The sequence below is a fragment of the Flavobacterium micromati genome (genome assembly GCF_900129585.1).
In the GTDB taxonomy this organism is placed as follows: Bacteria; Bacteroidota; Bacteroidia; order Flavobacteriales; family Flavobacteriaceae; genus Flavobacterium; species Flavobacterium micromati.
Genome location: NZ_FQWF01000011.1, coordinates 24,676 through 48,183, shown reverse-complemented (window position 1 = coordinate 48,183; position 23,508 = coordinate 24,676). Strand labels below are relative to the sequence as shown.

The following is a 23,508-nucleotide window of genomic DNA, read 5'->3' as shown; positions in this document are numbered from 1 at the left end:
CAAATGGACACGCCCCGTAAAGTTTTTAATTTTGAGGATGTGTTTCAGTTTTTAACTGATTGTATTAAACTATCTATTCTCAAAACTCCACATTAAATTGCACTTGTTTGTTGGGACGCTTCCAGCGTGACAAATGCCATAAAGCGCATTGAGAACAACTCCGCTCCGCAAAGTTTCTAACTTTCAGGATGTGAATTTTAGTTTTTTACTGATTGTATTAAACTATCCATTCTCAAAACTCCACATTAAATTGCGCTCGTTTGTTGGGACGCTTCCAGCGTGACAATTGGAGTAGTTTGTCTTAATTATACCTCTCCGCAAAGTTTCTAACTTTGAGGAAGTGTTTTTCAGTTTTAAATTAATGTTAAAAGACCGCAATTCCAATACATCATAGGTACTATCTTTAATACCTAATTTATTTTTGTGAATTTTTATATATTTGCAGCACCGAGAGGAAGCTTCTTGCGATAATTCACTGGATGTTTACCTTGTGTAGCCTCAATTTCTAAATTGGGGCTATTTTTTTGCAATTGTGTCTTCTCCGAAGCCAATTGCCCGAGAGAAAACTTTTGCTCCTCTTCTTGGATATTTAATTGATAATTTGCGTCGTAAACTTCATTTTTATTCCATAAATGATAAATCATTATTAGAAGTTTCTTTTGAACTGCAACGTAACTTTTCATTTTTATTGCATGTTTTTCATAAGTTCTATCGTATAGGTCTTTAAATGGTTTGACTTTGCATTGAATAACTACCAAAGATGGCATGTGCAAGGCACGTCTTATTCGTGAGTTTCCTCGCTTTGATATTTTTGTTTTACCAACACGTGTTCCTGATTGTGCTTCTACAACATCGTAACCTGCATAAGACACCAATTGTTTATAGTTATTAAACAAGGTAAATCCGTTCGTTTCTGCCAGAACAGTACTCAATGTCAAAATACCTAATCCTTTCATTTTTAATATGTTTTCAGCCTTTTCATGAACCTCGTTATTCGATTTCAAATGTGCTTTTATTTCTTTATCTAGCTCTTTAAGTTGCGTTTCAAATAAAATTATGGTCTGCTCTAACTGATTATTTACGGCGTCTAAATGATGCATTGCATAACTCAAAGCACTTAATTGATTCTTTAACACTGTTTTGAGTTCTGTGACATTTTGATGTTGTCGAGTTAGCAATCGCAATTCATAAAAAAATGTTCCCATTGGTTCCCAAAACTCCAAACATTGTTCAGCTCCCATTTGAGACAAACCTTTGGCATCAATGCTGTCATTCTTGGACTTTAATCCGATAGCTTCCAAGTACTTCTTTGCCTTGTTAGGCAAAATTATAGAAACATTAAAATCTTTTCCATGCAAATAATACGCACAATTCTCGTGATAAATTCCTGTGGCTTCCATACAAACAACTACTGGAATAGCTTCCTTTTTTTGCTTTATAATCCACTCTTCCAAGGTTGCAAAACCTTTTAATGTGTTACAAATTATGGTACTTGATTTTACAACTACCTTTTGCTTTTCATCAATAACACTCATACAAGCATTAATTTTTTTGCTTGAAACATCTAATCCAACCGAATACTTTAAGTTCATAACGCTTTGATTTAGTATCAATAAACAAAATATCACATCAATCTTTGATCATTTTTTATACAAGATCCAAATTAATAAATTGGTCTTTAAGTACTATTGTGACTCGAAATGTAATAAAAACGAAATGGATTAACCTATTGTGTACAATATCATCTACTGATGTATTTCGCCCCGACAGAATTTGGCCATTTCGTTTTGCCTATTAATTGTTGTATATCAAAGATACATTTTCATACCATTTTAAACTATGTCAAAGATATGAGCCCCGATTAAAGTGGAAATCCTTATTGTTTTTGTTTTTAAAAACAATAAGATTGTAATGGATAGCGGGAAATAGCTCCAAAAAAAACAAAATACTCATTAGATTGCTTCATTTCTCACAATGACTTTTCCAAACAAATGATTTATATTTGCAGTTCGGTTACAAAACAATTTTAAATATCAACTATACAGATAAAATGAGACATACAAAAGTTAAAGACTTACTAAACAGTACCACGACGCTTCATGAAGTTAATGCAAAAGGATGGGTGAGAACTTTTAGAAACAATCAATTTATTGCTTTAAACGATGGTTCGACCATTGATAACATACAATGTGTTGTTGATTTTGAGAATACGGCAGACGAAACCTTAAAGAGAATAACTACTGGAGCAGCGATATCAGTAACAGGCACTTTAATTGAAAGTAAAGGCGCAGGTCAAAAATTTGAGATTCAAGTTGTTAAACTGGAAATCCTTGGAGATTCAGATGCTGAGAAGTTTCCAATACAACCTAAGAATAAACCGAGTCTTGATTTCTTGCGTGAAAATGCGCATTTAAGAGTCCGCACTAATGTATTTGGTGCAATTATGAGAGTGCGATCAGTATTATCATTTGCGGTGCATAGTTACTTTCAAGAAAAAGGCTTTGTTTACGTGAATACGCCAGTGATTACTGGTGCTGATGCCGAAGGCGCCGGTGAAATGTTTCAAGTAACGTCATTGCCACTTGATGATTTACCTAAAAATGAAGAAGGAAGTATCGATTATAAAAAAGATTTCTTTGGAAAACAGACAAACCTTACTGTTTCTGGACAATTAGAAGGGGAAACTTTTGCAATGGCTTTGGGCCAAATATATACTTTTGGACCAACATTCCGTGCGGAAAATTCAAACACTTCACGCCATTTGGCCGAATTTTGGATGATTGAACCCGAAGTGGCATTTAATGATTTGCATGATAACATGGATTTAGCGGAAGATTTTATTCAGTATGTGATCAAATATACATTGGATAAATGTCCCGCCGATTTGAAGTTTTTAGAGAGCCGCCTTCTAGAGGAAGAAAAATCAAAACCGCAAGCAGATCGAAGCGAATTAGCTTTGCTTGATAAATTAAATTTTGTTTTAGAAAATAATTTTAAGCGTGTTTCATACACTGAAGCTATCGCTATTTTGAGAGAATGTACACCTAACAAAAAGAAGAAATTTAGTTATATCATTGATGAATGGGGCGCTGATTTGCAAAGTGAGCACGAACGTTATTTGGTTGAAAAACATTTTAAATGTCCAGTAATTGTTTATGATTATCCAGCAAACATCAAATCTTTTTACATGCGTTTGAACGAAGATGGAAAAACAGTTGCGGCAATGGATATTTTGTTTCCAGGAATTGGAGAAATTGTGGGCGGCTCACAACGAGAAGAACGTTACGATGTTTTGATTGAAAAAATGAAAGTAATAGGAATTGATGAAGAGGAATTATGGTGGTACTTAGACACTAGAAAATTTGGTTCAGCGGTTCATTCTGGTTTCGGACTTGGATTTGAAAGATTAGTGCTTTTTGTGACTGGAATGACAAACATTAGAGATGTAATTCCTTTTCCTAGAACACCTATGAATGCGGAGTTTTAGTTTTTACCACGAAGTTTTTTTAAATGTTTGCTAAAAAGGCATTAAGACGCTATGTTTTTATTTTGAATAAATAATAGCTTTGCCACAAAGGCGCTAAGGCACAAAGTTTATTTATTTAATAGATTTGCTACAAAGGCACAAAAACTCTAAGTTTTTATTTTGAATAAATAAATTATTACAAAGATTCTGAGTCTTAAAAAAAAGACAACCAATGACATCTAAAAAATATGATTACCGAGAGAACCTAAGAAATTGCTAAAATAATTGTAAATTCAGCTTATAACGTCCACAAATAGCTTGGTCCAGCTTTACTGGAAAGAGTTTATGAAGTTTGTTTAGCTCATGAAATTAGTAAAGCCGGACTTGAAGTAAAAAGACAAATCGACCTACCTATTATTTACGATGGTATCGAATTTAATGAAGGTTTACGACTTGATTTATTAGTAGAAGATTGTGTAATTGTAGAGATAAAAGCAGTTGAAATAGTAAATCCTGTTTGGCAGGCTCAAATCATAAGTCATTTGAGAATGTTAGATAAAAATTTAGGATTTTTGATTAATTTTAATGTTCCGTTAATAAAAAACGGAATTAAAAGATATATTCATACGAGAACTAATTATTAATTCTCAAAAAATAAAAACTTTGCGCCTTGGTAGCAAAAAAATAAAAACAAATTAGAGTCTCTAAATGTAGAACTTCGCGCTTAAATGGCAAAATGAAGTAAAACAAATTAAAGACTTGATAATGCAAACAAAAACTTTGCGTCTTTGCGTCTTAGTGGCAAGACAAACAAAAAAATTAGTGCCTTATTATGCTAAAGCAATTCTTAAATCTAAAATTATCACAGAAATTATCTCCACAGCAAATCCAGCTGATGAAGTTAATTCAATTGCCTACGCAAGCTTTTGAACAACGTTTATTAGAGGAAATGAACGAAAACCCAGCTCTTGAAGCAGGTAAAGAGGAGGATGAATTCGAAAAAGACGAGTTTGAAAACGAAGATTACGATGATTATGATGAGGCCGAATCAGAGCGTATTGAAGCCGAAGATATCAACATTGACGAATATCTGAGCAACGACGAAACTCCCGATTACAAAACTCAAGCCAACAATTATAGCGACGATGATGACGATCGTGAAACACCTTTTGCAGCGCCTGTAAGTTTTCATCAAGATTTAATCAATCAATTAAACACCTTTATCTTGAATGATGAAGAGCGGGAAATTGCCGAATTTCTTGTGGGAAGCATTGATGATATGGGATATATTCGTCGCAGTGTGGCTGATATGGTAGATGATATGGCATTTACTCAAGGCATCTACACTGATGAAAAAATGGTGGAGAAAATGTTACAGGTAATTCACGAACTAGAACCTTCGGGCGTAGGTGCGCAAGATTTACAGGAATGTTTATTGTTGCAATTAAAACATAAAACACCCACAGAATCTGTGGAACTAGCTACTGATATTATCGAAAATCAGTTTGACGCGTTTACCAAAAAACATTATGATAAACTGATTCAAAAGTATAGTGTTTCGAATGAGCAACTTAAAAAAGCGATCTACGAAATAGAAAAACTAAATCCCAAACCAGGTGGTGCATTTACTGGAAATAACAAAATTACAGAAAATGTAGTTCCTGATTTTGCCATTCGCATTGTCGATGCAGAACTAGAATTAACATTAAATGGTCGAAATGCTCCTTCGCTGCACGTTTCCAAAGATTATCAGGAAATGATGCAAACGTATAAGGATTCTCGCGATAAATCAGCGCAACAAAAAGATGCAGTGCAATTTATCAAGCAAAAACTAGACTCGGCTAAATGGTTTATTGATGCCATTCGTCAGCGACAAGAAACGCTTTTTGTAACGATGAATGCGATTATGCATTACCAACAAGAATTTTTCTTAGATGGCGATGAAACCAAGTTAAAACCAATGATTTTAAAAGATATTGCCGATATGGTAAATCTTGATATTTCAACGATTTCTCGTGTGGCCAACAGCAAATATGTAGAAACTCCCTACGGAACAAAACTAATCAAAGAATTTTTCTCAGAATCGATGAAAAACGACCAAGGCGAAGACGTTTCAACTTTAGAAATTAAGAAAATACTACAAGATACGATTGAGGAAGAAGATAAGAAAAAACCACTTCCTGACGATCAGTTAGCTGAAATTTTAAAAGAAAAAGGCTATCCAATAGCGCGTAGAACGATCGCTAAATACCGTGAGCAGCTGGACATTCCTGTTGCGAGGATGAGAAAGAAAATTTAAGGTATTTATTTGCAAGTTTGTAAGAGCACATTAGGTCTACTAAAAAAAATAGATTTTTCAATCTTCTTGTTAAATCTATACTTTGAGCTACGGCAACTCCAATAAAATTCAAAAAATTACTATTTTTATAAAAAACGATTGGCTATGAATTTGAGTTACTGGGAATTGAAGAACTGGTTTACAAATGTAGATTATACTATCGTCGGCAGCGGTATTGTGGGTTTACACACTGCTTTACACCTGCGCGAAAGATTTCCTGATAGCAAAATTCTAATCCTAGAAAAAGGAATGTTACCCCAAGGCGCCAGTACTAAAAATGCTGGTTTTGCTTGTTTTGGAAGTATCTCTGAAATTGTAGACGATTTAAAATCGCATTCAGAAGAAGAAGTAATTAACCTAATTTCAAATCGTTGGAAGGGTTTGCAAATGTTGCGAAAAAGATTGGGCGACAATGCAATAGATTTTAAACCGTATGGCGGTTACGAGTTATTTTTAAAAGAAGATGACAGCAGTTTTAATCACTGCCTAAAAAAATTACCTTTTATTAATGAAATCCTAAAGCCATTATTTAAAGCTGATGTTTTTGCCACACAAATAGATCGTTTTGGATTTGCAGGAATCAATGAATATTTGATATTTAATCCTTTTGAAGCCCAAATTGATACTGGAAATATGATGCAAGCTTTGCTGAAAAATGCTGTTTCAGAAAATATTTTAATTTTGAATCAGCAAACCGTAACCGCGTATTCAGATAAAGAAAATGAAGTAGAAGTTGCGCTGGGTGATTTTAATTTTACAACAAAAAAACTATTATTTGCTACAAATGGTTTTGCTGATAGCTTAACAAATGGTGATGTCAAACCCGCACGAGCGCAAGTTTTGATTACGCAGCCCATTAAAAATTTAGACATAAAAGGCACTTTTCATTTAGATGAAGGTTATTACTATTTTAGAAATATTGATGACCGAATCTTGCTGGGCGGGGGAAGAAACTTAGATTTTGAAACAGAAAACACAACTGAATTTGGACAAACAGTTGTCGTCCAGAATAAATTGGAACAATTACTAAAAGAAGTAATTTTGCCCAATTATGATTTCCAAATTGCGCATCGCTGGAGCGGCATTATGGGTATGGGCAATAGCAAAAATCCTATAGTTTCACAACTATCTAGTAACGTGTATTGCGGAGTACGATTAGGCGGAATGGGAGTTGCAATAGGAAGTTTAATAGGAACAGAATTAGCAGAATTAGTATAATGGCAACAAAGATAACTCCAAAAAAAACGAGACAACCAGCTAAAAAAGCACCGACTTCTTTTAAAAATAAAATATCTCGTTTTGTACTAAAACTGATTTTGTGGTTCGTTGGAATTTCATTGTTTTTAGTCGTACTCTTTAAATTTATTCCTGTAGTTTTTACTCCATTGATGGTGATTAGGGCAATAGAAAATAAATTTGCTGGAAAAGAAGTTTTTTTTAGCCATGATTGGGAACCTATTGATAAAATTTCAATGAATCTTCAAAAAGCAGTAATAGCTAGTGAAGATGGAAACTTTTTGACTCATAATGGTTTTGATTTTACCGCAATGCAAAAAGCTTATAAAAGTAATGAGCGCGGCCGCCGAATAAAAGGGGGTAGCACTATCTCACAGCAAACCGCTAAAAATGTATTTCTGTGGCAAGGTCGGAGTTATTTTCGCAAAGGATTAGAAGCTTATTTTACAGTTTTAATTGAAATGATCTGGGGAAAAGAACGCATTATGGAAGTATATCTCAATAGTATTGAAATGGGTGACGGTGTTTACGGCGCTCAAGCTGCAACAGAACATTGGTACCGCAAAGACGCAACTTCATTAACCCCAATTCAAGCCGCAGGAATAGCCGCAATTTTGCCAAATCCCAGAAAATATAAAGCCACTAGTTCTTCGTCGTACATAAATAATAGAAAAACTAAAATTGTTCGTGTAATGAGACAAGTAGGAAAAATAAAGTATTAAACTTTGTAAACTTTAAAAAGTATGCATTAAATGTAGTTTACGTTTATGCTATGTTAGTTTACTAAATGTTTGTGTTGAAATTAATGTAAATACAATGAAAAAATGGTGTGATCCGAATTTCAATAAATTTCTATTATTTTATATAAAATTTCACACCGATGATCTAGATACAAAATCAACAAAAGTAAAAATCATTCGTTTTCACAAATGGTTTAAAACAATTTCTCATCTAAATCTGAATTTCGTACTTTATAAATTAGCAACTAACCAGTCACCAACTTCGCTAGTAGAATATGCCTTAGCTCCTTTTGCAACTAAATCTTCGGTTACAATTCCGTGCTCTAATGATTTATTGACTACATTTCTGATTGCTTCTGCTTCTGCTTTTAATCCAAAAGCGTCTTCAAACATCATCGCCGCTGATAAGACAGTTGCTAATGGATTGGCAATATTTAATCCAGTTGCTTGAGGATACGAACCGTGAATAGGTTCGTACAATGAAGTGTGTTCGCCCACCGATGCGGAAGGCATTAATCCCATTGATCCTGAAATTACCGAAGCTTCATCGGTAAGGATGTCTCCAAATAAATTCTCAGTAATCAACACGTCATACGAATTTGGCCATTGAACTAATCGCATTGCAACAGCATCTACAAACTCATAAGAAACAGTAACTTCTGGATAGTCTTTCTCCATGGCTTGAACTGTTTCTCTCCACAATCGAGAAGTTTCTAAAACATTAGCTTTATCAACACAACACAATTTTTTGGTTCTGGTCATCGCTAGTTCAAAACCTTTTTTAGCTAAACGCTGTACTTCTGCTCTGGTATAAGTACAAGTGTCAAAGGCAGTTTCGCCTCCATCTAGCCTTCCTTTATCTCCAAAGTAAATTCCACCGGTTAATTCTCGTAAAAAAACCAAATCAGTTCCTTCAATTCTTTCTTTTTTTAATGGAGAATTATCAATTAGTGACGGGAAAGTAAACGTAGGTCGCACATTAGCAAACAAACCTAATTTTTTGCGCATTAACAGTAATCCCTGTTCTGGTCTTACGGTTGCGCTTGGATCATTATCGTATTTTGGATGACCAATAGCTCCAAACAAAACGGCGTCAGCAGCCATACAAATATCGTGAGTATCGTCAGGGTAAGGAACCCCAACGGCATCAATTGCACAAGCTCCAGTTAAAGCAGGCGTCCAAGTTATTTGATGATTAAATTTTTTTGCAATAGCATCTGATACTTTTACAGCTTCATTAATTACTTCTGGACCTATTCCATCTCCAGCTAAAAGCGCAATATTATATTTCATATTTTTAGATTTATTCCTCTCCACGACTCCCTCTGAAGGAGAGCGAGCCGAGATACAAAAGGATAATGTTAGTGTTTGAGTTTTATTTTTAGTGTACCTACTTCATTTAGGCTCCCACTCCTTTGAGGAGTCCCGCCGCTTAGAGAGGGGAGGGAATTACATTCAACATTTTCTGTGTTGCAACAATGGCTGCAACCGTTTGATCTGAGTCTAATCCTCTGGTTTTAAATTCTTTTCCGTTGTTAGTCCATGTTATTATGGTTTCACATAAAGCATCAGAACTACTTCCTGGAGGAATTCTCACGGCATAATCAATCAGTTTTGGCAATTCTAAATTTTTACTCTTATAAATTTTGGCTAGTGCATTCATAAATGCATCAAATTGTCCATCACCTTGAGCGTGTTCTTCAATAATTTCTCCATCTATTTTTAAAGATAAGGTTGTTGAAGGCCGCATTCCTTTAGCATGAGATAAAATATAGGATTCAACTACTATTTTTTCTAAGTAGGTCTGACTATCGAGAACATCAGAAATGATATAGGGCAAATCTTCCTTAGTCACCGTTTCCTTTTTATCACCCAATTCGATAATTCGTTGCGTTACTAATTTTAGATCTTCCGGATTCAGCTGCAAACCCATTTCTTGAAGATTTTTTTCAATATTAGCTTTGCCAGATGTTTTTCCTAATGCATATTTTCGTTTTCTTCCAAAACGTTCCGGAAGTAAATCGTTGAAATAGAGATTGTTTTTATTATCACCATCAGCATGGATTCCAGCCGTTTGAGTAAAAACATTATCACCCACGATGGGCTTGTTTGCTGGAATTCGATAGCCTGTAAAGGTCTCCACTAATTTACTAACGGAGTATAACGACGATTCTCTTACATTCATTTCTATTTCTGGCATAAAATCATTGATAACAGCAACGGTGCTTTCCAAAGGTGCATTTCCTGCCCGCTCCCCCATTCCATTTACGGTGACATGAAGTCCATTTATGCCCGCTTTGACCGCTTCCATAACATTAGCTATGCTTAAATCATAATCATTGTGCGCATGAAAATCAAAATGAATATGTGGATATTTTGAAGTGATTTGAGAGATAAATTGAAATGTTTCTGATGGAATAAGAACCCCTAAAGTATCTGGCAATAAGATTCTTTTGACTGGTTGTTTAGTTAAAAAATCTAAATACTGAAATACATACTCTGGCGAATTACGCATACCGTTACTCCAGTCTTCTAGATAAACATTAGTCTCAATATCATTTTCTTGCGCCAAAGCAATTGTTAGCGCGATCTCGTCAAAATGTTGCTCTGGCGTTTTCTTTAACTGATGTGTGAGATGATTTAAGGATCCTTTAGTTAGTAAATTTTGAACTTTGGCACCCGTGCTTTTCATCCATTCGATAGAAAGTCCGCTGTCAACAAAAGTTAGCACTTCAATTCTATTTACGTATCCTTTCCCTTTGGCCCACGTCATAATTCCTTTTACACCCTGAAATTCGCCTTCGCTAACTCGAGCCGAGGCGATTTCGATTCGGTCAACATTTAATTCTTCTAGCAACAATTGCGCAATGGTCAATTTTTCTGCAGCAGAAAATGATACTCCTGAGGTTTGTTCCCCATCACGGAGTGTCGTGTCCATTATTTCAATTTTTCTTTTTTTCATTGTTTATAATTGTCGCTTTAGAGGTAAATTATGGCGATTCATCACAATCTTCATTCAATTTAATTTCAAATAAACTAAGCGTAATTCCATCGTAATGTTTGGGTAATCCGTTATAATTTGGCGTTATGATTCCTAAAAATTCAAATCCGCATTTTTGATAATAATCAATTAATTCGGTGTTGTCTCCCCAAGTATCTAGCCTCAAATAATCGAGCTTTTTTTCTTTGGCAAATTGCTTTCCCCAAGCTATAATCTTCTTGACAAAATTTTGTCCTTTACAGTCTGGATGAGTTACAATTCTGTGAAAGTAAACGGCCTTATCGCTGTTTTTTTCTTTCCAAATGCTTTCATCTTCGAAAGTGATTGCAAAAACACAGACAATTTTCTCATCAATAATGATTTTCCACTGTCGGTTTTCAGCTATCTCTTTTTTTATTAATTCGGTTTCAAAACCTTGCCAATGCTTGTTGAACTTGGTTTTCTGATACTTTACAGCTATGTCGTAAAACTCGAAAATCGTCTCGATATCATTTATTGTACTTGTTTTGAAAGTCATATCTTTTTTTTGGCAAAAATAGAAAACATACCTCTATCTAAAATACCAAGGAATTGAAATTTCAATCTTATATTTTGCTCTTTAAATAAGTTGCTTTTCAGCAAAAGTTACTATCTCCTCTTTAATGTTTTGCAGATAATCGATGTCATCAAAGCCGTTCAGCATATTATTCTTTTTGTATCCGTTGATATCAAATGTGTCTTTTTCACCCGTTTTTAAAATGGTGATTGATTGTTCTAGAAGGTTAATTTCAAGTTCCGTTTTTGGATCAGCTTCGATTGCTGTAAAGATTTTATCTGCAAATTCGGCGCTTACTTGAACTGGTAGAACACCAATGTTTAAGCAATTCCCCTTAAAAATATCAGCAAAAAAGCTAGAAACCACAACACGAAAACCGTAATCATAAACTGCCCAAGCTGCATGCTCGCGAGAAGAGCCGGAACCAAAGTTTTTTCCACCTACAAGAATTTTTCCTGAATAAGTAGGATTATTTAAAACAAAATCAGTCTTTGGAGAATCGTCACTATTATATCTCCAGTCTCTAAATAGGTTGTCGCCAAAACCTACGCGCTCTGTTGCTTTTAAGAAGCGAGCTGGAATTATTTGATCAGTATCTACGTTTTCTATTGGTAACGGCACTGCGTTACTTGTAAGGATATTAAATTTATCGTAAGCCATTTGATTTTTGATAAAGCCCCCCAGCCCCCGAAGGCGGCATTGTTGGAGGCGAATGATATTTTATATAATATTATTTACTATGTCGAGAATTCCCCCTTTGGGGGTTAGGGGGCTAATAATTCCCTTGGGTCTGTTAAAACCCCTGTAACCGCGGCCGCTGCCGCCATAATTGGACTAGCCAATAATGTTCTTGAACCAGGTCCTTGACGTCCTTCAAAGTTTCTATTGGAAGTACTTACCGCATATTTCCCTGCAGGAACTTTATCGTCATTCATGGCTAAACATGCCGAACAACCCGGTTGTCGCAAAACAAACCCTGATTCCGTAAGAATTTCTAACAATCCTTCCTCAATAATTTGTGCTTCGACAACGTGGGAACCAGGAACTAACCATGCCGTTACATTATCTGCTTTTTTTCGCCCTTTTACAATTTCTGTAAAAGCTCTAAAATCTTCAATTCTACCATTAGTACAACTTCCTAAGAAAACAAAATCAATAGGTTTACCTATCATTACATCATTTTCTTCAAAACCCATATAAGCTAGTGATTTTTTATAGGTTTCTGCTCCACCTTCAACTTGGTTGGCGCTAGGAATGCTTTTTGAAATACCTATACCCATTCCAGGATTTGTACCGTACGTAATCATAGGTTCTATATCAGCAGCATCAATGTTTAGCTCTTTATCAAAAACGGCATCAGAATCGGTTTTTAGAGTTTTCCAGTATTCAACTGCTTTGGTCCACGCTTCACCCTTTGGTGCGTACAATCTGCCTTCAAGGAAATCGAATGTTTTTTGGTCAGGAGCAATCATTCCGCCCCGGGCTCCCATTTCGATACTTAAATTACAAACCGTCATTCGACCTTCCATCGACATTTCTTCAAATACATTCCCGGCGTATTCAGCAAAATATCCTGTTCCACCTGATGTTGTTAATTTCGAAATAATATAAAGAGCAACATCTTTTGGACCTACACCCTTACTTAACGCCCCATTGACGTTGATGCGCATTTTCTTTGGTTTTGGTTGCATGATACATTGTGTAGCTAGTACCATTTCTACTTCGGAGGTACCAATACCAAACGCAATTGCACCAAATGCACCGTGAGTAGAAGTGTGAGAATCTCCACAAACAATAGTTGCACCTGGTAATGTGATTCCATTCTCCGGCCCTACAACATGCACAATCCCATTTTTCTTATGTCCTAAACCCCAATGCGAAATACCATATTCCGCTGCGTTATCTTCTAAAGCTTTTAATTGATTCGCCGATAAAGGATCAGCTACAGGCAGGTGTTGATTAATAGTAGGCGTATTGTGATCGGCGGTTGCAAAAGTGCGCTCTGGATATAAAACTTTAATATTTCTTGATTTAAGACCTAAAAAAGCAACAGGACTGGTAACTTCATGAATAAAATGACGGTCAATAAAAAAAACATCGGGTCCATCTTCTATTGTACGCACAACATGCGAATCCCATACTTTGTCAAATAATGTAGTATTCATTTTAAATATTTTAAGTGTATTTCTCTATGTATGCCCATTAATTCATGCGCATATTTGGTGTAAGAAAACCAAAAGTAGAGAATGCCGTGAAGTTTTCAATTGTGTTATTGCCTTATCTACGATACCCAAAATAAATTTTGAATTGATCAGCACTGTGAGCATTAAAACCAGATTAATTGTCTACGTTATAAATGACAATTTTCAATGCAACAAAAAGACCTAAATAAAGTTTTTGTTATCTACTTTTATAGAAGTTTTAAATTTTTATTTTAAAGTGTAAAGCTTTATTCTAAAGGGATTTGTACTAATTAAAATCCTGTTTTGAACGTTAATTAATAGAAAATATTAAATGATAATTTTTTGATTTAAAGATGTGATAAGGTGATTTATTCGCATTATTTATAAAAGCTTTTAATTAAAGAACACTTATTTTTTGATAAAAATATTACGACATCCAAAAGTAATAAAATTATCTTTTTTAGGCAGGACTAGAATTATTTATATCTTTTATTTGTCTTTCTTCAATGTATTTTCTTGACATTTTATAGTTTCATTATTTCACAAAAATCATCAAATATTTTGACCTGACTTTTTTTAAAATCTATAATTTTAAGCTGATTTATCATTTCAATAAGTGCCAGCTGAATATACTGATCTTTTTTTCCATAATTCCAAATGGGATAGATACAACACTTAAATAAATCTTCAAATGTAGAGTTTGGAATGTATAGTCTAGCAATTCCACTTGTATCAGTTTTTATATCTTGGCAATTATTATAAAGCCTAAACGCAAGTAAATCAGATAATGAGTGTAGCGCAAGAACCGCAGTGCCTGGATCATTAATACCAGGACTTAGCGCTTTTATAGCAATTTCAGCGAGTTGTTTAAAACCATAATCAGCGTTTAAATCTATGGGCTGCCCACTGTAAAAGTCAATTACCGAAGCAATATCAAGCAAAACTTTCGGATCAATAGGATTTGTACTAAATACTCTCAACAATGGAATATCTCTTAATAAATAAGTGCTTTTTGGGTATAAAAAATCAATATAGAGATCTTCTTTTGCGCAAATTTCGAGTAAAAATGTTTTATTATATCCTTGAAAATTGTTAGATTTTGGTGTTTTTATTTCTACGTATGGAAGTTCTTTCCAAGAACTTATTTGCTGCTTATCCTGATTGTATTCTTCTTGCATTTTTTGCATCGTTTTTTTTTGAACGCGAGTAATTACAGTTTCATATTTAACGGTTTGAGTGACGTAATCTAAAAAATAAATAAATAGAAAAATATCAATTACTGTTAACAAAATAAGCAGATAAATACTAAGTGCTGGAACATAAACGCCGCTAGAAATATCCCTAATAGTGCTTAAAAGAAAAAGTGCATAAACAATTGTTCCAATGTAAAATCCTAAAACGGTCTGTTGAAATCGGTTACCTATCATACTACTCAAAACACGATTTGTCATTTGAGAAGCGGCTTGATTTAGCACAATCATTACCATCGAAAAACTAAAAACAGTCAACGAAATTATAGCGCCAGCGATTGTGGATATAATGGATCTTGCTGTGGTAGCGTCTTTCAAACTTAACCAACTAGTATTAGCTTTTATATTTTTCCCCCATTCAGAAAAGTCAATAACTAACATGACCCATGTTAATAATAAGAAGCTTATGGCCAGTAAAGCCGGGTAGAAAGCAATACTTCCAGTGATCTTGTTGTAATAGATTCTAAAATGTTTGGGTAAATTAAATTTCATTTTCTAAAGTTACGTTGAGAAAGTCTACTATCGCTATTTTATTAAAAAACAATTTAAAATATCTTTATACTTCCGAATTAAAGGCAAACTAAATTTCAAACTAACTTGATTTTTATCAATTATGCTTAAGGTTATTAACATCACAAAATCAATTTTAGAACATTTTTTAATCTTATTTTAAGTTAAAAATCACAACTTATAGAAATATAGATTATCCTTTTTGTTAATAACTTCCCTTTTAATTCGCTAGCAAATAGACTAAATTTGAAATCCCACCATTTTGCATAGCGATAGCTTATAAATATAACATAATCAGTGCTTTACGGCTAGTCAAAATTTGGAATTTGGATTTTTTAATTTGATTTTTATAAAAATATATGTACTTAATATTCGATACTGAAACCACAGGATTACCTAAGAAATGGGGCGCGCCTATTTCTGATACGGACAACTGGCCACGGTGCATTCAAATAGCATGGCAGTTGCACGACGAAATGGGGAAACTCATCGAGCATCAAGATTATTTGGTAAAACCAGAAGGTTTCAATATTCCTTATGATGCCGAACGTATTCACGGAATTTCAACAGAATTGGCGGAAGAAGAAGGAATATCCTTGGCCGAAGTTTTGAAAAAATTCAACATCACTTTAGGCAAAGCTAAATATATTGTTGGTCAAAATTTGGGTTTTGATATCAACATCATGGGTTGCGAATTCTATAGAATGGGAGTAAAAAGCCCTATGAGTTCGATGCCCATTCTTGATACTTGTACTGAGGTGACTGCATCATTATTAAAATTATCCGGTGGTCGAGGAGGAAAATTCAAATTGCCCACACTTACAGAATTACACAGTTATTTATTTAACAAGCCTTTTGGCGAAGCGCACAACGCAACTGCTGATGTTGAAGCAACTACTCGTTGTTTTTTAGAATTAATTAGACGTGAAATTTTTACTAAAGAAGAGCTCGATGTTCCGAATGTTTATTTCAAAGACTTTCAAAATAAAAATCCAGCCGAAATAAAGCTTATTGGATTAAAACATATTAATCTCAAAGAAGCTTCGGAGAAAATTCGGCAGCAGTTTGGAGAAAAACAAGCACCGTCAGTTTCAAGAAAAGAGCTTTCTGAGAATAAAAAAGTGCTGGTTGACACTCAATTTGTGCATTTACACAATCATACTCAGTTTTCGGTTTTGCAATCTACCATAAGTATTGCCGCATTGGTAAAAGCAGCAGCGCAACAAAAAATGCCAGCAGTTGCCATGACCGATCATGCCAATTTAATGGGCGCCTTTCATTTTGTCCGTGATATTTTAAGCTACAATAAAACGGCTGTCGCCAAAAATAAAGCGGCTATTGATAATGGCGAAGAACCTACTGAAGTGACGATGAAACCTATTGTGGGTTGCGAATTTTTTGTGTGCGAAGACCATAAAAACAAATCTGTGAAGGATAATGGATATCAAATAGTGCTTTTGGCGAAGACCAAAAAAGGCTATCACAATCTAGCTAAAATGTCTTCCATCGCTTATACAGAAGGATTTTATTATGTTCCAAGAATCGATAGGAAAGTCATTCAGCAATATAAAGAAGATATTATTGTCCTCTCCGGAAATCTTTATGGTGAAATTCCCAATAAGATTTTGAATATTGGTGAAAACCAAGCCGAAGATGCGCTGATCTGGTGGAAAAACGAATTCAAAGACGATTTTTATATTGAGGTGATGCGTCACAACCAAGAAGATGAAAATCGAGTAAATACTTCTCTAATTTCGTTAGCAAGGAAACACGATGTTAAAATTGTCGCCACTAATAATACTTTTTATATTGACAAAGAAAATTCAAATGCACATGATATTTTACTATGTGTGCGTGATGGTGAAAAGCAAACTACACCTATAGGTCGTGGTCGTGGCTATCGCTACGGCTTACCAAATCAGGAATATTACTTCAAATCAGGAGATGAGATGAAGCAGCTTTTCAATAATTTGCCAGAAGCAATTTCGAATATTTCGGAGATTGTAGATAAAATTGAAATTTATGATTTGGCTCGGGAAGTTTTACTTCCAAAATTTGAGATTCCTATTGAATTCAATAATTCACAAGATGAAAAAGACGGTGGAGTTCGAGGTGAAAACGCTTATTTGCGACACCTTACTTTTGAAGGAGCAAACAAGAGATATGCTGAAATTACTGATGAGATTCAGGAACGACTCGATTTTGAATTACTAACGATTTCTAATTCTGGTTATCCAGGATATTTCCTAATTGTACAAGATTTAATTGCTGAGGCCAGAAGCATGGGTGTTTCTGTTGGACCAGGAAGGGGCTCGGCAGCGGGTTCAGTAGTGGCTTATTGTTTGAAAATTACCAATATTGATCCACTAAAATACAACCTGCTTTTTGAGCGTTTCTTGAATCCGGATCGTGTGTCACTACCCGATATTGATATCGATTTTGATGATGAAGGACGCAGCAGTGTAATGGATTATGTGATCAGAAAATACGGCTCAAAACAAGTTGCACAAATTATTACTTATGGTAAAATGGCAACAAAATCAGCTATTCGAGATACGGCGCGAGTATTAGATTTACCATTGTTTGAAGCAGATAAAATTGCAAAGTTGATTCCTGGAATGATGCCGTCTAAGTGGAATTTAGCTCGTTTTTTAAGTGAGAAAGAAGACCTCATCAAAAAAGCAGTTCGCCCAGAGGAATATGAAAAAATAAAAGAATTAATAGGCATTGCTCGTGAAGATGATTTAGGTGGAGAAACTATTCAGCAAGCCAAGGTTTTAGAAGGGAATCTAAGAAATACAGGAATTCACGCTTGTGGTGTGATCATTACACCTAGCGATATTACAGACTTTGTTCCTGTGGCTACAGCCAAAGATTCAGATTTATACGTTACTCAATTTGACAATTCGGTGGTGGAAAGTGCTGGATTGTTGAAGATGGATTTTTTGGGTTTGAAAACCCTGACTTTGATAAAAGATACCGTTAAATTAGTAAAATATAGATCTGGAATTGATCTTGATCCAGATTCTTTTCCTATTGATGATCTAAAAACGTATGAGCTATTCCAGCGCGGGGAAACCGTTGGGATTTTCCAGTATGAAAGTCCGGGAATGCAGAAATACATGAAGGAATTAAAACCAACGGTTTTTCCCGATTTGATTGCGATGAATGCACTTTACCGACCTGGTCCAATTGCTTATATTCCGAGTTTTGTCAAGCGAAAAAACGGTGAAGAAGAGATTATTTATGATCTCGATGCCTGCGAGGATTTGTTAAAAGATACGTACGGAATTACAGTTTACCAGGAACAGGTCATGCTTTTATCTCAAAAACTAGCAGACTTCTCTAAAGGTGATGCCGATGTTTTGCGTAAAGCGATGGGGAAAAAGCAGAAAGATATTTTGGATAAAATGAAACCCAAGTTTATTAGTCAGGCTGCTGCCAATGGTCATCCTGAAGACAAACTGGAGAAAATTTGGAAAGACTGGGAAGCCTTCGCAGAATATGCTTTTAATAAATCACACTCGACTTGTTATGCTTGGATTGCGTATCAAACTGCATTTTTAAAAGCGAATTATCCAGCTGAGTATATGGCTGCGGTATTGTCTAATAATATGAGTGACATAAAGCAAGTTTCTTTCTTTATGGAGGAATGCAAACGCATGGGATTACAAGTTTTAGGCCCAGATGTGAATGAGTCGTTTTATAAATTTACCGTGAACGATGATTACGCAGTGCGTTTTGGAATGGGGGCGATAAAAGGCGTGGGCTCTGGAGCGGTTGCAACAATTGTAAATAGCAGAAAGGATGGAAAATACAAATCAATTTTTGATTTAGCTAAACGTATTGATTTACGTGCTGCTAATAAAAAAGCGATTGAAAACCTTGCTTTGGCTGGTGGTTTTGATTCTTTTGGAGATACAACAAGAGCGCAATATTTTCATGATGATGGCGACGGAATTACGTTTTATGAAAAAGCAATTCGGTATGGAATTAAGTATCAAGAAAATGAAAATTCAGCTCAGGTAAGTTTATTTGGCGAAAGCAGTGATGTTCAAATCGCCGAACCTACAGTACCGCCGTGCGAAGACTGGTCTACCATGGAAAAACTTGCTAAAGAGAAAGAAGTGGTAGGGATTTATATTTCAGGGCATCCTTTGGACGACTTTAAATTTGAGATGAAATATTTTTGTAATGCTAAATTAGAAGCACTTAAAAATATGGAAGCGCACCTCAACAAGAATTTAGCTTTTGGCGGAATCATAAATAACGTGCAACATCGAATTGCGAAGAACGGAAAAGGTTGGGCAATATTTACGTTAGAAGGATATGATGAAAGTTATGAATTTAAAATATTTGGTGATGAATACTTAAAATTTCGCCATTATTTTATTCAAAACAATTTTACGTTCATGAAAGTTTTGGTCAAAGAAGGCTGGGCAGATCGGGATACCGGAAAAAAAGGAGAACCAAGATTACAATTTGTCGAGGTTAGACAGTTACAAGATGTTTTAGACGAATTTGCTAGAAAATTGGTTCTCCTGCTGAATATATCCGATTTAGAAAAAGATTTTATTCATAAACTCAATCATCTATTTCAAGAAAACAAAGGGGATAATACCGTTTCATTTGAGATTATGGAGATAGAAAAAACCAAACGATTAGTGGAAGTCGCTGCTGCTGAAATCGAAGTTGATGAAGATACTGATGCAGTTTTTGTGGAGGAAAATGAAGATTCAGATATTGATAATGATACGATTTCAGAAATAGTTGTTGCCTCAAAATTAAAAGTCGAAGAAGTAGAAGAAATAAAGGTAGTCACTAAATTGACGATGCCAAGCAGAAAATTAAAAATCAAAATTTCAAATGAGCTATTACAGGAATTAGAAAAAATGCAAATTAATTTTAAGCTGAACTAGCCTTTATCCCATAATTTTTGATGAGTTATATTTGACTTAAATATCTAATCTTAAATATAAATGGATTTTTATATTTTAACACTTGTTTAGTTGAACTTGAAAGTTGTTGATTATGAACTATATGCAGTCACTTGACTTTAAATCTACATAATTCATATATTTTTTGTTTTAAAAGCGTTATTTTTGCGGAAATGATAAAAAATGAAATTATGAAAAAGAAGTTATTTTTATTGGGATTTATGATTTGTTCTATGATTATGACAGGACAAAACGCAACGCAGGAAAAGTGGTATTTTAAATTAGGTGGTTCTTATTTCACGCAGACAGCCGCTACTGAATTTCCAGTAGTTTCAGGGCAATTGCCAAATACAGATGTTTATGCAACTAACGGAACAACTTTGCTTTCAAGAGAAACTAATCATGGGTCTTTTGGTGAAGGTTTTAGAACGGGTCTAACTGCAGGTTACCGTGTTTCTTCAAGGTTGGGTTTTGAGATGGGAGTTAATTATTTCAAAAGTAGCAGTAAAACAATGGTGGAAACCGTTAATAAGTTAGCGGCATCAGGTCCCGTTTTTGTAACAGGGAGAGCTCAGGGTAAAATTACAGCATTTGATTTAGCTCCAGCTGTAGTATTGTTTTTGGGCGAGTCAAATGGTTTTGAACCTTATACAAAAGTAGGGGTAATTGTACCTGTTTCTGGAGATTTAACAATTGAAACTAATAGAACATACACAACTCCAGCAGGAAATATAAATTCGTACGCTAAAGAAAAAGTGCTGCCAAATCCAACGGTCGGTTTTATGGCAGTTTTAGGTACCTCTTACAAATTAGGGAAAAACATTTCGGTTTATGGAGAATTAGAATATCGCAACTTTACCGTACACGGAAAGTCGAAAGAAACAGAAGTTTATAACGAAAATGGAGTGGATAAATTAAACACAGCTACAGCGTTTCGACCAGATGCATCTTATTCTTTAAATCATGTAAATTACGTCGAGCAAATTAATACTACTTCTAATAACAAATCAACCAACTCTGCAGGTTTTGATAGCACCAAAGCTTCTGATGATATTAGTTCTTATGTTGGAATTAGTGGTCTTGGTTTAACACTTGGATTAAAATACAGCTTGTAAGACAATTTTTTTTTTAAAGTAAGGGATGTTTGAAAAAGCATCCCTTTTTTTATGCAAAATTCATTTTAAGGCAATCAAGCTTTTTTAGCCCTTTTTGTCCCGATGTTGCGGCAGTGGGACCTAGCGAAGAAGACTGACAAAGTAAATAGCTCCAAAAAAAGAAATACCGAATTCCGCAGGACTACGAATAAGAATTGATAATGGATAAATAGTCAAAACTAATTTCTATATAGTGTTTGATTTGTTTTTAATTTCTAAATTTGTAGTCGGGTTTGAAACTTTAAAATATTCAAGCGATTAACTTTAAATTAAAACAATATGGCATTAGCAATAACAGATGCTACTTTTGAAGAGGTAGTTTTGAAATCAGATAAACCGGTAATGGTAGATTTCTGGGCAGCATGGTGTGGTCCATGTAGAATGGTAGGACCAATCATTGATGAATTAAGCAACGAGTACGAGGGAAAAGTTGTAATAGGGAAAGTGGATGTTGATGCTAATCAAGAATTTGCTGCAAAATACGGTGTAAGAAATATTCCTACGGTTCTAGTTTTTCACAAAGGTGAAGTAGTAGGAAAGCAAGTTGGCGTTGCTCCAAAACAAACTTACGCTGATAGTTTAGACGCTTTGTTGTAATCGGTAGATTATGATTTATATAGAATCATTGTTGATTCAGAGAAAAGGTTTGGCAAAAGTCAAGCCTTTTTTTATAGAAGTACCTTAACAATTGCAAATTTTCAAACAATAAGATTAATACAGCATTTTTAGTTTCTTCACAGTTTGCTTGTTGATTTACTTCAAAAATAAGTGAGTTTTAACTTTAAACTTCGAGATAATACGTTTAACAATTTTTTATCGATAAAGTTTTTAATTCATGCCCTAATCGGTTTAAATATTATTTTCAATCTCAAAATTTTTAAATGTTTTAATCTTTAGATACATTTGGTAAATGAAAATCGAATCGCAAATAGAGAAAATATCCAGTTTTAAACATCTGGAATTACTAGCTAATCAAATAGTGGAGGGATTTATTTCAGGAATGCATAAAAGTCCGTTTCATGGATTTTCGGCTGAATTTGCCGAGCATAAGGTTTTTAATGCTGGCGAAAGCACAAAACATATCGACTGGAAGCTATTTGCTAAAACTGATCGATTATTTACGAAAAGGTTTGAAGAGGAAACAAACTTACGGTGTCACATTATTATCGACAATTCCTCGTCAATGCATTATCCAAAACTAAAAAAAAATCAGAATTTTTTTGAAAACAAAATTGGTTTTTCTGTTTTAGCATCGGCTGTTTTAATGAATCTTTTAAAGAAACAACGCGATGCAGTAGGACTAAGTGTCTTTTCAAATAAATATGAGTACTACGCGCCTGAAAAAGGCAGTGATCGGCATCATCGAATGATCTTAAATTCACTTGAAAACTTACTTGTCAAAAATACAGTTCCAAAATCCACAGATACTGTAACCTTCTTACATCAAATAGCTGAAAAGATTCATCGTCGTTCTATGATTATTTTATTTACAGATATGTTTCAAAATAATTCTGGCACATCTAACGAAGAAGCACTTTTTAACGCACTTCAGCATTTAAAACACAACAAGCACAAAGTGGTTTTATTTCACGTTGTTGATAAAAAAACGGAGTTGAATTTTGATTTTGACAATACACCTAAAAAATTCATTGATGTAGAAACTGGTGAGGAAATAACCGTTTTTGCTGATAATGTAAAGGAACAATACGAACTACAAGCAAAAAGTTACTTTAAAAAATTAGCTTTAACCTGCTCTCAAAACCGAATAAAGTACATTCCAGTAAGTGTTGACGAAAATTTCGAAAAAATATTAATGACATACTTAGTTGAAAAACAAAACTTTGGATAATCGATTCAAAGTTTATCAAATATTTTTATAAAAAACGCTTGTGTAAACGGAAATCTATTGTATCTTTGCCACCGCAATAACGCAGAGGTTTGGTAGTTCAGTTGGTTAGAATACATGCCTGTCACGCATGGGGTCGCGGGTTCGAGTCCCGTCCAGACCGCAATATTGGGGAAAGCCTTTCGTAACAGAAAGGCTTTTTTGCCCCTCAAAGGTTTTTAACGTTAGTTGTGTTGTTTGCTACGAATTTGTAACTCGTAGCGGGTTTAGTAGTTAGACCAATGAAAAGCTTTTCACTTAATTGTGAATAGC

At 34.6% G+C, this 23,508-nt stretch carries 16 protein-coding genes, 1 tRNA gene and 1 pseudogene; 11 read left to right on the top strand and 7 right to left on the bottom strand.

The window, feature by feature from the left end; genetic code table 11:
• Positions 1–431: 431 nt before the first annotated feature.
• Positions 432–1,592, bottom strand: a complete 1,161-nt coding sequence (locus tag BUB42_RS12230) for an IS110 family RNA-guided transposase (protein WP_073020756.1) — start codon at positions 1,590–1,592, stop codon at positions 432–434.
• Positions 1,593–2,050: 458 nt separating this feature from the next.
• Here BUB42_RS12230 and asnS point away from each other — a divergent pair, with 458 nt between their 5' ends.
• From asnS to mtgA, 6 genes and pseudogenes are all read left to right on the top strand, one after another.
• On the top strand, positions 2,051–3,487 hold the full coding sequence (gene asnS, locus BUB42_RS12225; protein ID WP_073021036.1) for an asparagine--tRNA ligase: 1,437 nt from the start codon (positions 2,051–2,053) through the stop codon (positions 3,485–3,487).
• Between the two features lie 308 nt (positions 3,488–3,795).
• Positions 3,796–4,110: pseudogene (locus BUB42_RS16960) on the top strand (GxxExxY protein); the annotation flags it as partial.
• A gap of 121 nt (positions 4,111–4,231) precedes the next feature.
• Positions 4,232–4,396, top strand: a complete 165-nt coding sequence (locus BUB42_RS16760; protein WP_244533930.1) for a hypothetical protein — start codon at positions 4,232–4,234, stop codon at positions 4,394–4,396.
• Complete coding sequence (gene rpoN / locus BUB42_RS12215; RefSeq protein WP_317614900.1) at positions 4,359–5,765, top strand: RNA polymerase factor sigma-54; 1,407 nt, start codon at positions 4,359–4,361, stop codon at positions 5,763–5,765. The genes BUB42_RS16760 and rpoN overlap by 38 nt, the downstream gene beginning before the upstream one ends.
• Before the next feature lie 144 nt (positions 5,766–5,909).
• Complete coding sequence (locus BUB42_RS12210; protein ID WP_073020752.1) at positions 5,910–7,022, top strand: NAD(P)/FAD-dependent oxidoreductase; 1,113 nt, start codon at positions 5,910–5,912, stop codon at positions 7,020–7,022.
• Positions 7,022–7,762: a monofunctional biosynthetic peptidoglycan transglycosylase gene (gene mtgA, locus BUB42_RS12205; RefSeq protein ID WP_073020750.1), complete on the top strand. Its 741-nt coding sequence runs from the start codon at positions 7,022–7,024 to the stop codon at positions 7,760–7,762. Before BUB42_RS12210 ends, mtgA begins: the two co-directional genes overlap by 1 nt.
• 249 nt (positions 7,763–8,011) lie before the next feature.
• Here the strand turns inward: mtgA and leuB are convergent, their stop codons facing one another.
• The 6 genes from leuB to BUB42_RS12175 form a co-directional block, all read right to left on the bottom strand.
• Positions 8,012–9,073, bottom strand: coding sequence for a 3-isopropylmalate dehydrogenase (gene leuB, locus BUB42_RS12200; protein ID WP_073020747.1), 1,062 nt, complete (start codon positions 9,071–9,073; stop codon positions 8,012–8,014).
• A 139-nt stretch (positions 9,074–9,212) separates the two neighbouring features.
• Positions 9,213–10,742 carry an alpha-isopropylmalate synthase regulatory domain-containing protein gene (locus BUB42_RS12195; RefSeq protein WP_073020745.1) on the bottom strand — a complete coding sequence of 510 codons (1,530 nt, stop codon included), beginning with the start codon at positions 10,740–10,742 and terminating at the stop codon, positions 9,213–9,215.
• Between the two features lie 28 nt (positions 10,743–10,770).
• Positions 10,771–11,298, bottom strand: coding sequence for a GNAT family N-acetyltransferase (locus tag BUB42_RS12190; protein ID WP_073020744.1), 528 nt, complete (start codon positions 11,296–11,298; stop codon positions 10,771–10,773).
• An 81-nt stretch (positions 11,299–11,379) separates the two neighbouring features.
• Entirely contained in the window at positions 11,380–11,976 is a 597-nt protein-coding gene (leuD, locus tag BUB42_RS12185) for a 3-isopropylmalate dehydratase small subunit (RefSeq protein WP_073020743.1), read from the bottom strand.
• A gap of 104 nt (positions 11,977–12,080) precedes the next feature.
• A complete protein-coding gene (gene leuC / locus BUB42_RS12180) occupies positions 12,081–13,481 on the bottom strand; it encodes a 3-isopropylmalate dehydratase large subunit (protein WP_073020741.1) in 1,401 nt (466 codons plus the stop codon).
• 542 nt (positions 13,482–14,023) lie between these two features.
• A complete protein-coding gene (locus BUB42_RS12175) occupies positions 14,024–15,241 on the bottom strand; it encodes a DUF2254 domain-containing protein (RefSeq protein WP_073020740.1) in 1,218 nt (405 codons plus the stop codon).
• A gap of 377 nt (positions 15,242–15,618) precedes the next feature.
• Between BUB42_RS12175 and dnaE the strand changes: the two genes are divergently transcribed.
• The 5 genes from dnaE to BUB42_RS12150 all read left to right on the top strand — a co-directional run bounded on the left by dnaE (position 15,619) and on the right by BUB42_RS12150 (position 23,359).
• Positions 15,619–20,178, top strand: a complete 4,560-nt coding sequence (dnaE, locus tag BUB42_RS12170) for a DNA polymerase III subunit alpha (RefSeq protein ID WP_073020739.1) — start codon at positions 15,619–15,621, stop codon at positions 20,176–20,178.
• A 209-nt stretch (positions 20,179–20,387) separates the two neighbouring features.
• Entirely contained in the window at positions 20,388–21,311 is a 924-nt protein-coding gene (locus BUB42_RS12165; RefSeq protein ID WP_073021033.1) for an outer membrane beta-barrel protein, read from the top strand.
• A 318-nt stretch (positions 21,312–21,629) separates the two neighbouring features.
• The gene (gene trxA, locus BUB42_RS12160) at positions 21,630–21,947 is read left to right on the top strand and encodes a thioredoxin (RefSeq protein ID WP_073020738.1); all 318 of its coding nucleotides are present in this window, start codon (positions 21,630–21,632) and stop codon (positions 21,945–21,947) included.
• 313 nt (positions 21,948–22,260) lie between these two features.
• Positions 22,261–23,199 (top strand): DUF58 domain-containing protein, encoded by a 939-nt coding sequence (locus BUB42_RS12155; protein WP_073020737.1) that lies wholly within the window; start codon positions 22,261–22,263, stop codon positions 23,197–23,199.
• Between the two features lie 86 nt (positions 23,200–23,285).
• Positions 23,286–23,359, top strand: a tRNA-Asp gene (locus BUB42_RS12150).
• Positions 23,360–23,508: the final 149 nt, after the last annotated feature.

What these genes read in the sequence shown, in the direction of transcription:
- BUB42_RS12230 (WP_073020756.1), bottom strand. Translation starts at nt 1,592, where the DNA reads ATGAACTTAAAGTATTCGGTTGGATTAGATGTTTCAAGCAAAAAAATT.
- asnS (WP_073021036.1), top strand. Translation starts at nt 2,051, where the DNA reads ATGAGACATACAAAAGTTAAAGACTTACTAAACAGTACCACGACGCTT.
- BUB42_RS16760 (WP_244533930.1), top strand. Translation starts at nt 4,232, where the DNA reads ATGCAAACAAAAACTTTGCGTCTTTGCGTCTTAGTGGCAAGACAAACA.
- BUB42_RS12210 (WP_073020752.1), top strand. Translation starts at nt 5,910, where the DNA reads ATGAATTTGAGTTACTGGGAATTGAAGAACTGGTTTACAAATGTAGAT.
- mtgA (WP_073020750.1), top strand. Translation starts at nt 7,022, where the DNA reads ATGGCAACAAAGATAACTCCAAAAAAAACGAGACAACCAGCTAAAAAA.
- leuB (WP_073020747.1), bottom strand. Translation starts at nt 9,073, where the DNA reads ATGAAATATAATATTGCGCTTTTAGCTGGAGATGGAATAGGTCCAGAA.
- BUB42_RS12195 (WP_073020745.1), bottom strand. Translation starts at nt 10,742, where the DNA reads ATGAAAAAAAGAAAAATTGAAATAATGGACACGACACTCCGTGATGGG.
- BUB42_RS12190 (WP_073020744.1), bottom strand. Translation starts at nt 11,298, where the DNA reads ATGACTTTCAAAACAAGTACAATAAATGATATCGAGACGATTTTCGAG.
- leuD (WP_073020743.1), bottom strand. Translation starts at nt 11,976, where the DNA reads ATGGCTTACGATAAATTTAATATCCTTACAAGTAACGCAGTGCCGTTA.
- leuC (WP_073020741.1), bottom strand. Translation starts at nt 13,481, where the DNA reads ATGAATACTACATTATTTGACAAAGTATGGGATTCGCATGTTGTGCGT.
- BUB42_RS12175 (WP_073020740.1), bottom strand. Translation starts at nt 15,241, where the DNA reads ATGAAATTTAATTTACCCAAACATTTTAGAATCTATTACAACAAGATC.
- dnaE (WP_073020739.1), top strand. Translation starts at nt 15,619, where the DNA reads ATGTACTTAATATTCGATACTGAAACCACAGGATTACCTAAGAAATGG.
- BUB42_RS12165 (WP_073021033.1), top strand. Translation starts at nt 20,388, where the DNA reads ATGAAAAAGAAGTTATTTTTATTGGGATTTATGATTTGTTCTATGATT.
- trxA (WP_073020738.1), top strand. Translation starts at nt 21,630, where the DNA reads ATGGCATTAGCAATAACAGATGCTACTTTTGAAGAGGTAGTTTTGAAA.
- BUB42_RS12155 (WP_073020737.1), top strand. Translation starts at nt 22,261, where the DNA reads ATGAAAATCGAATCGCAAATAGAGAAAATATCCAGTTTTAAACATCTG.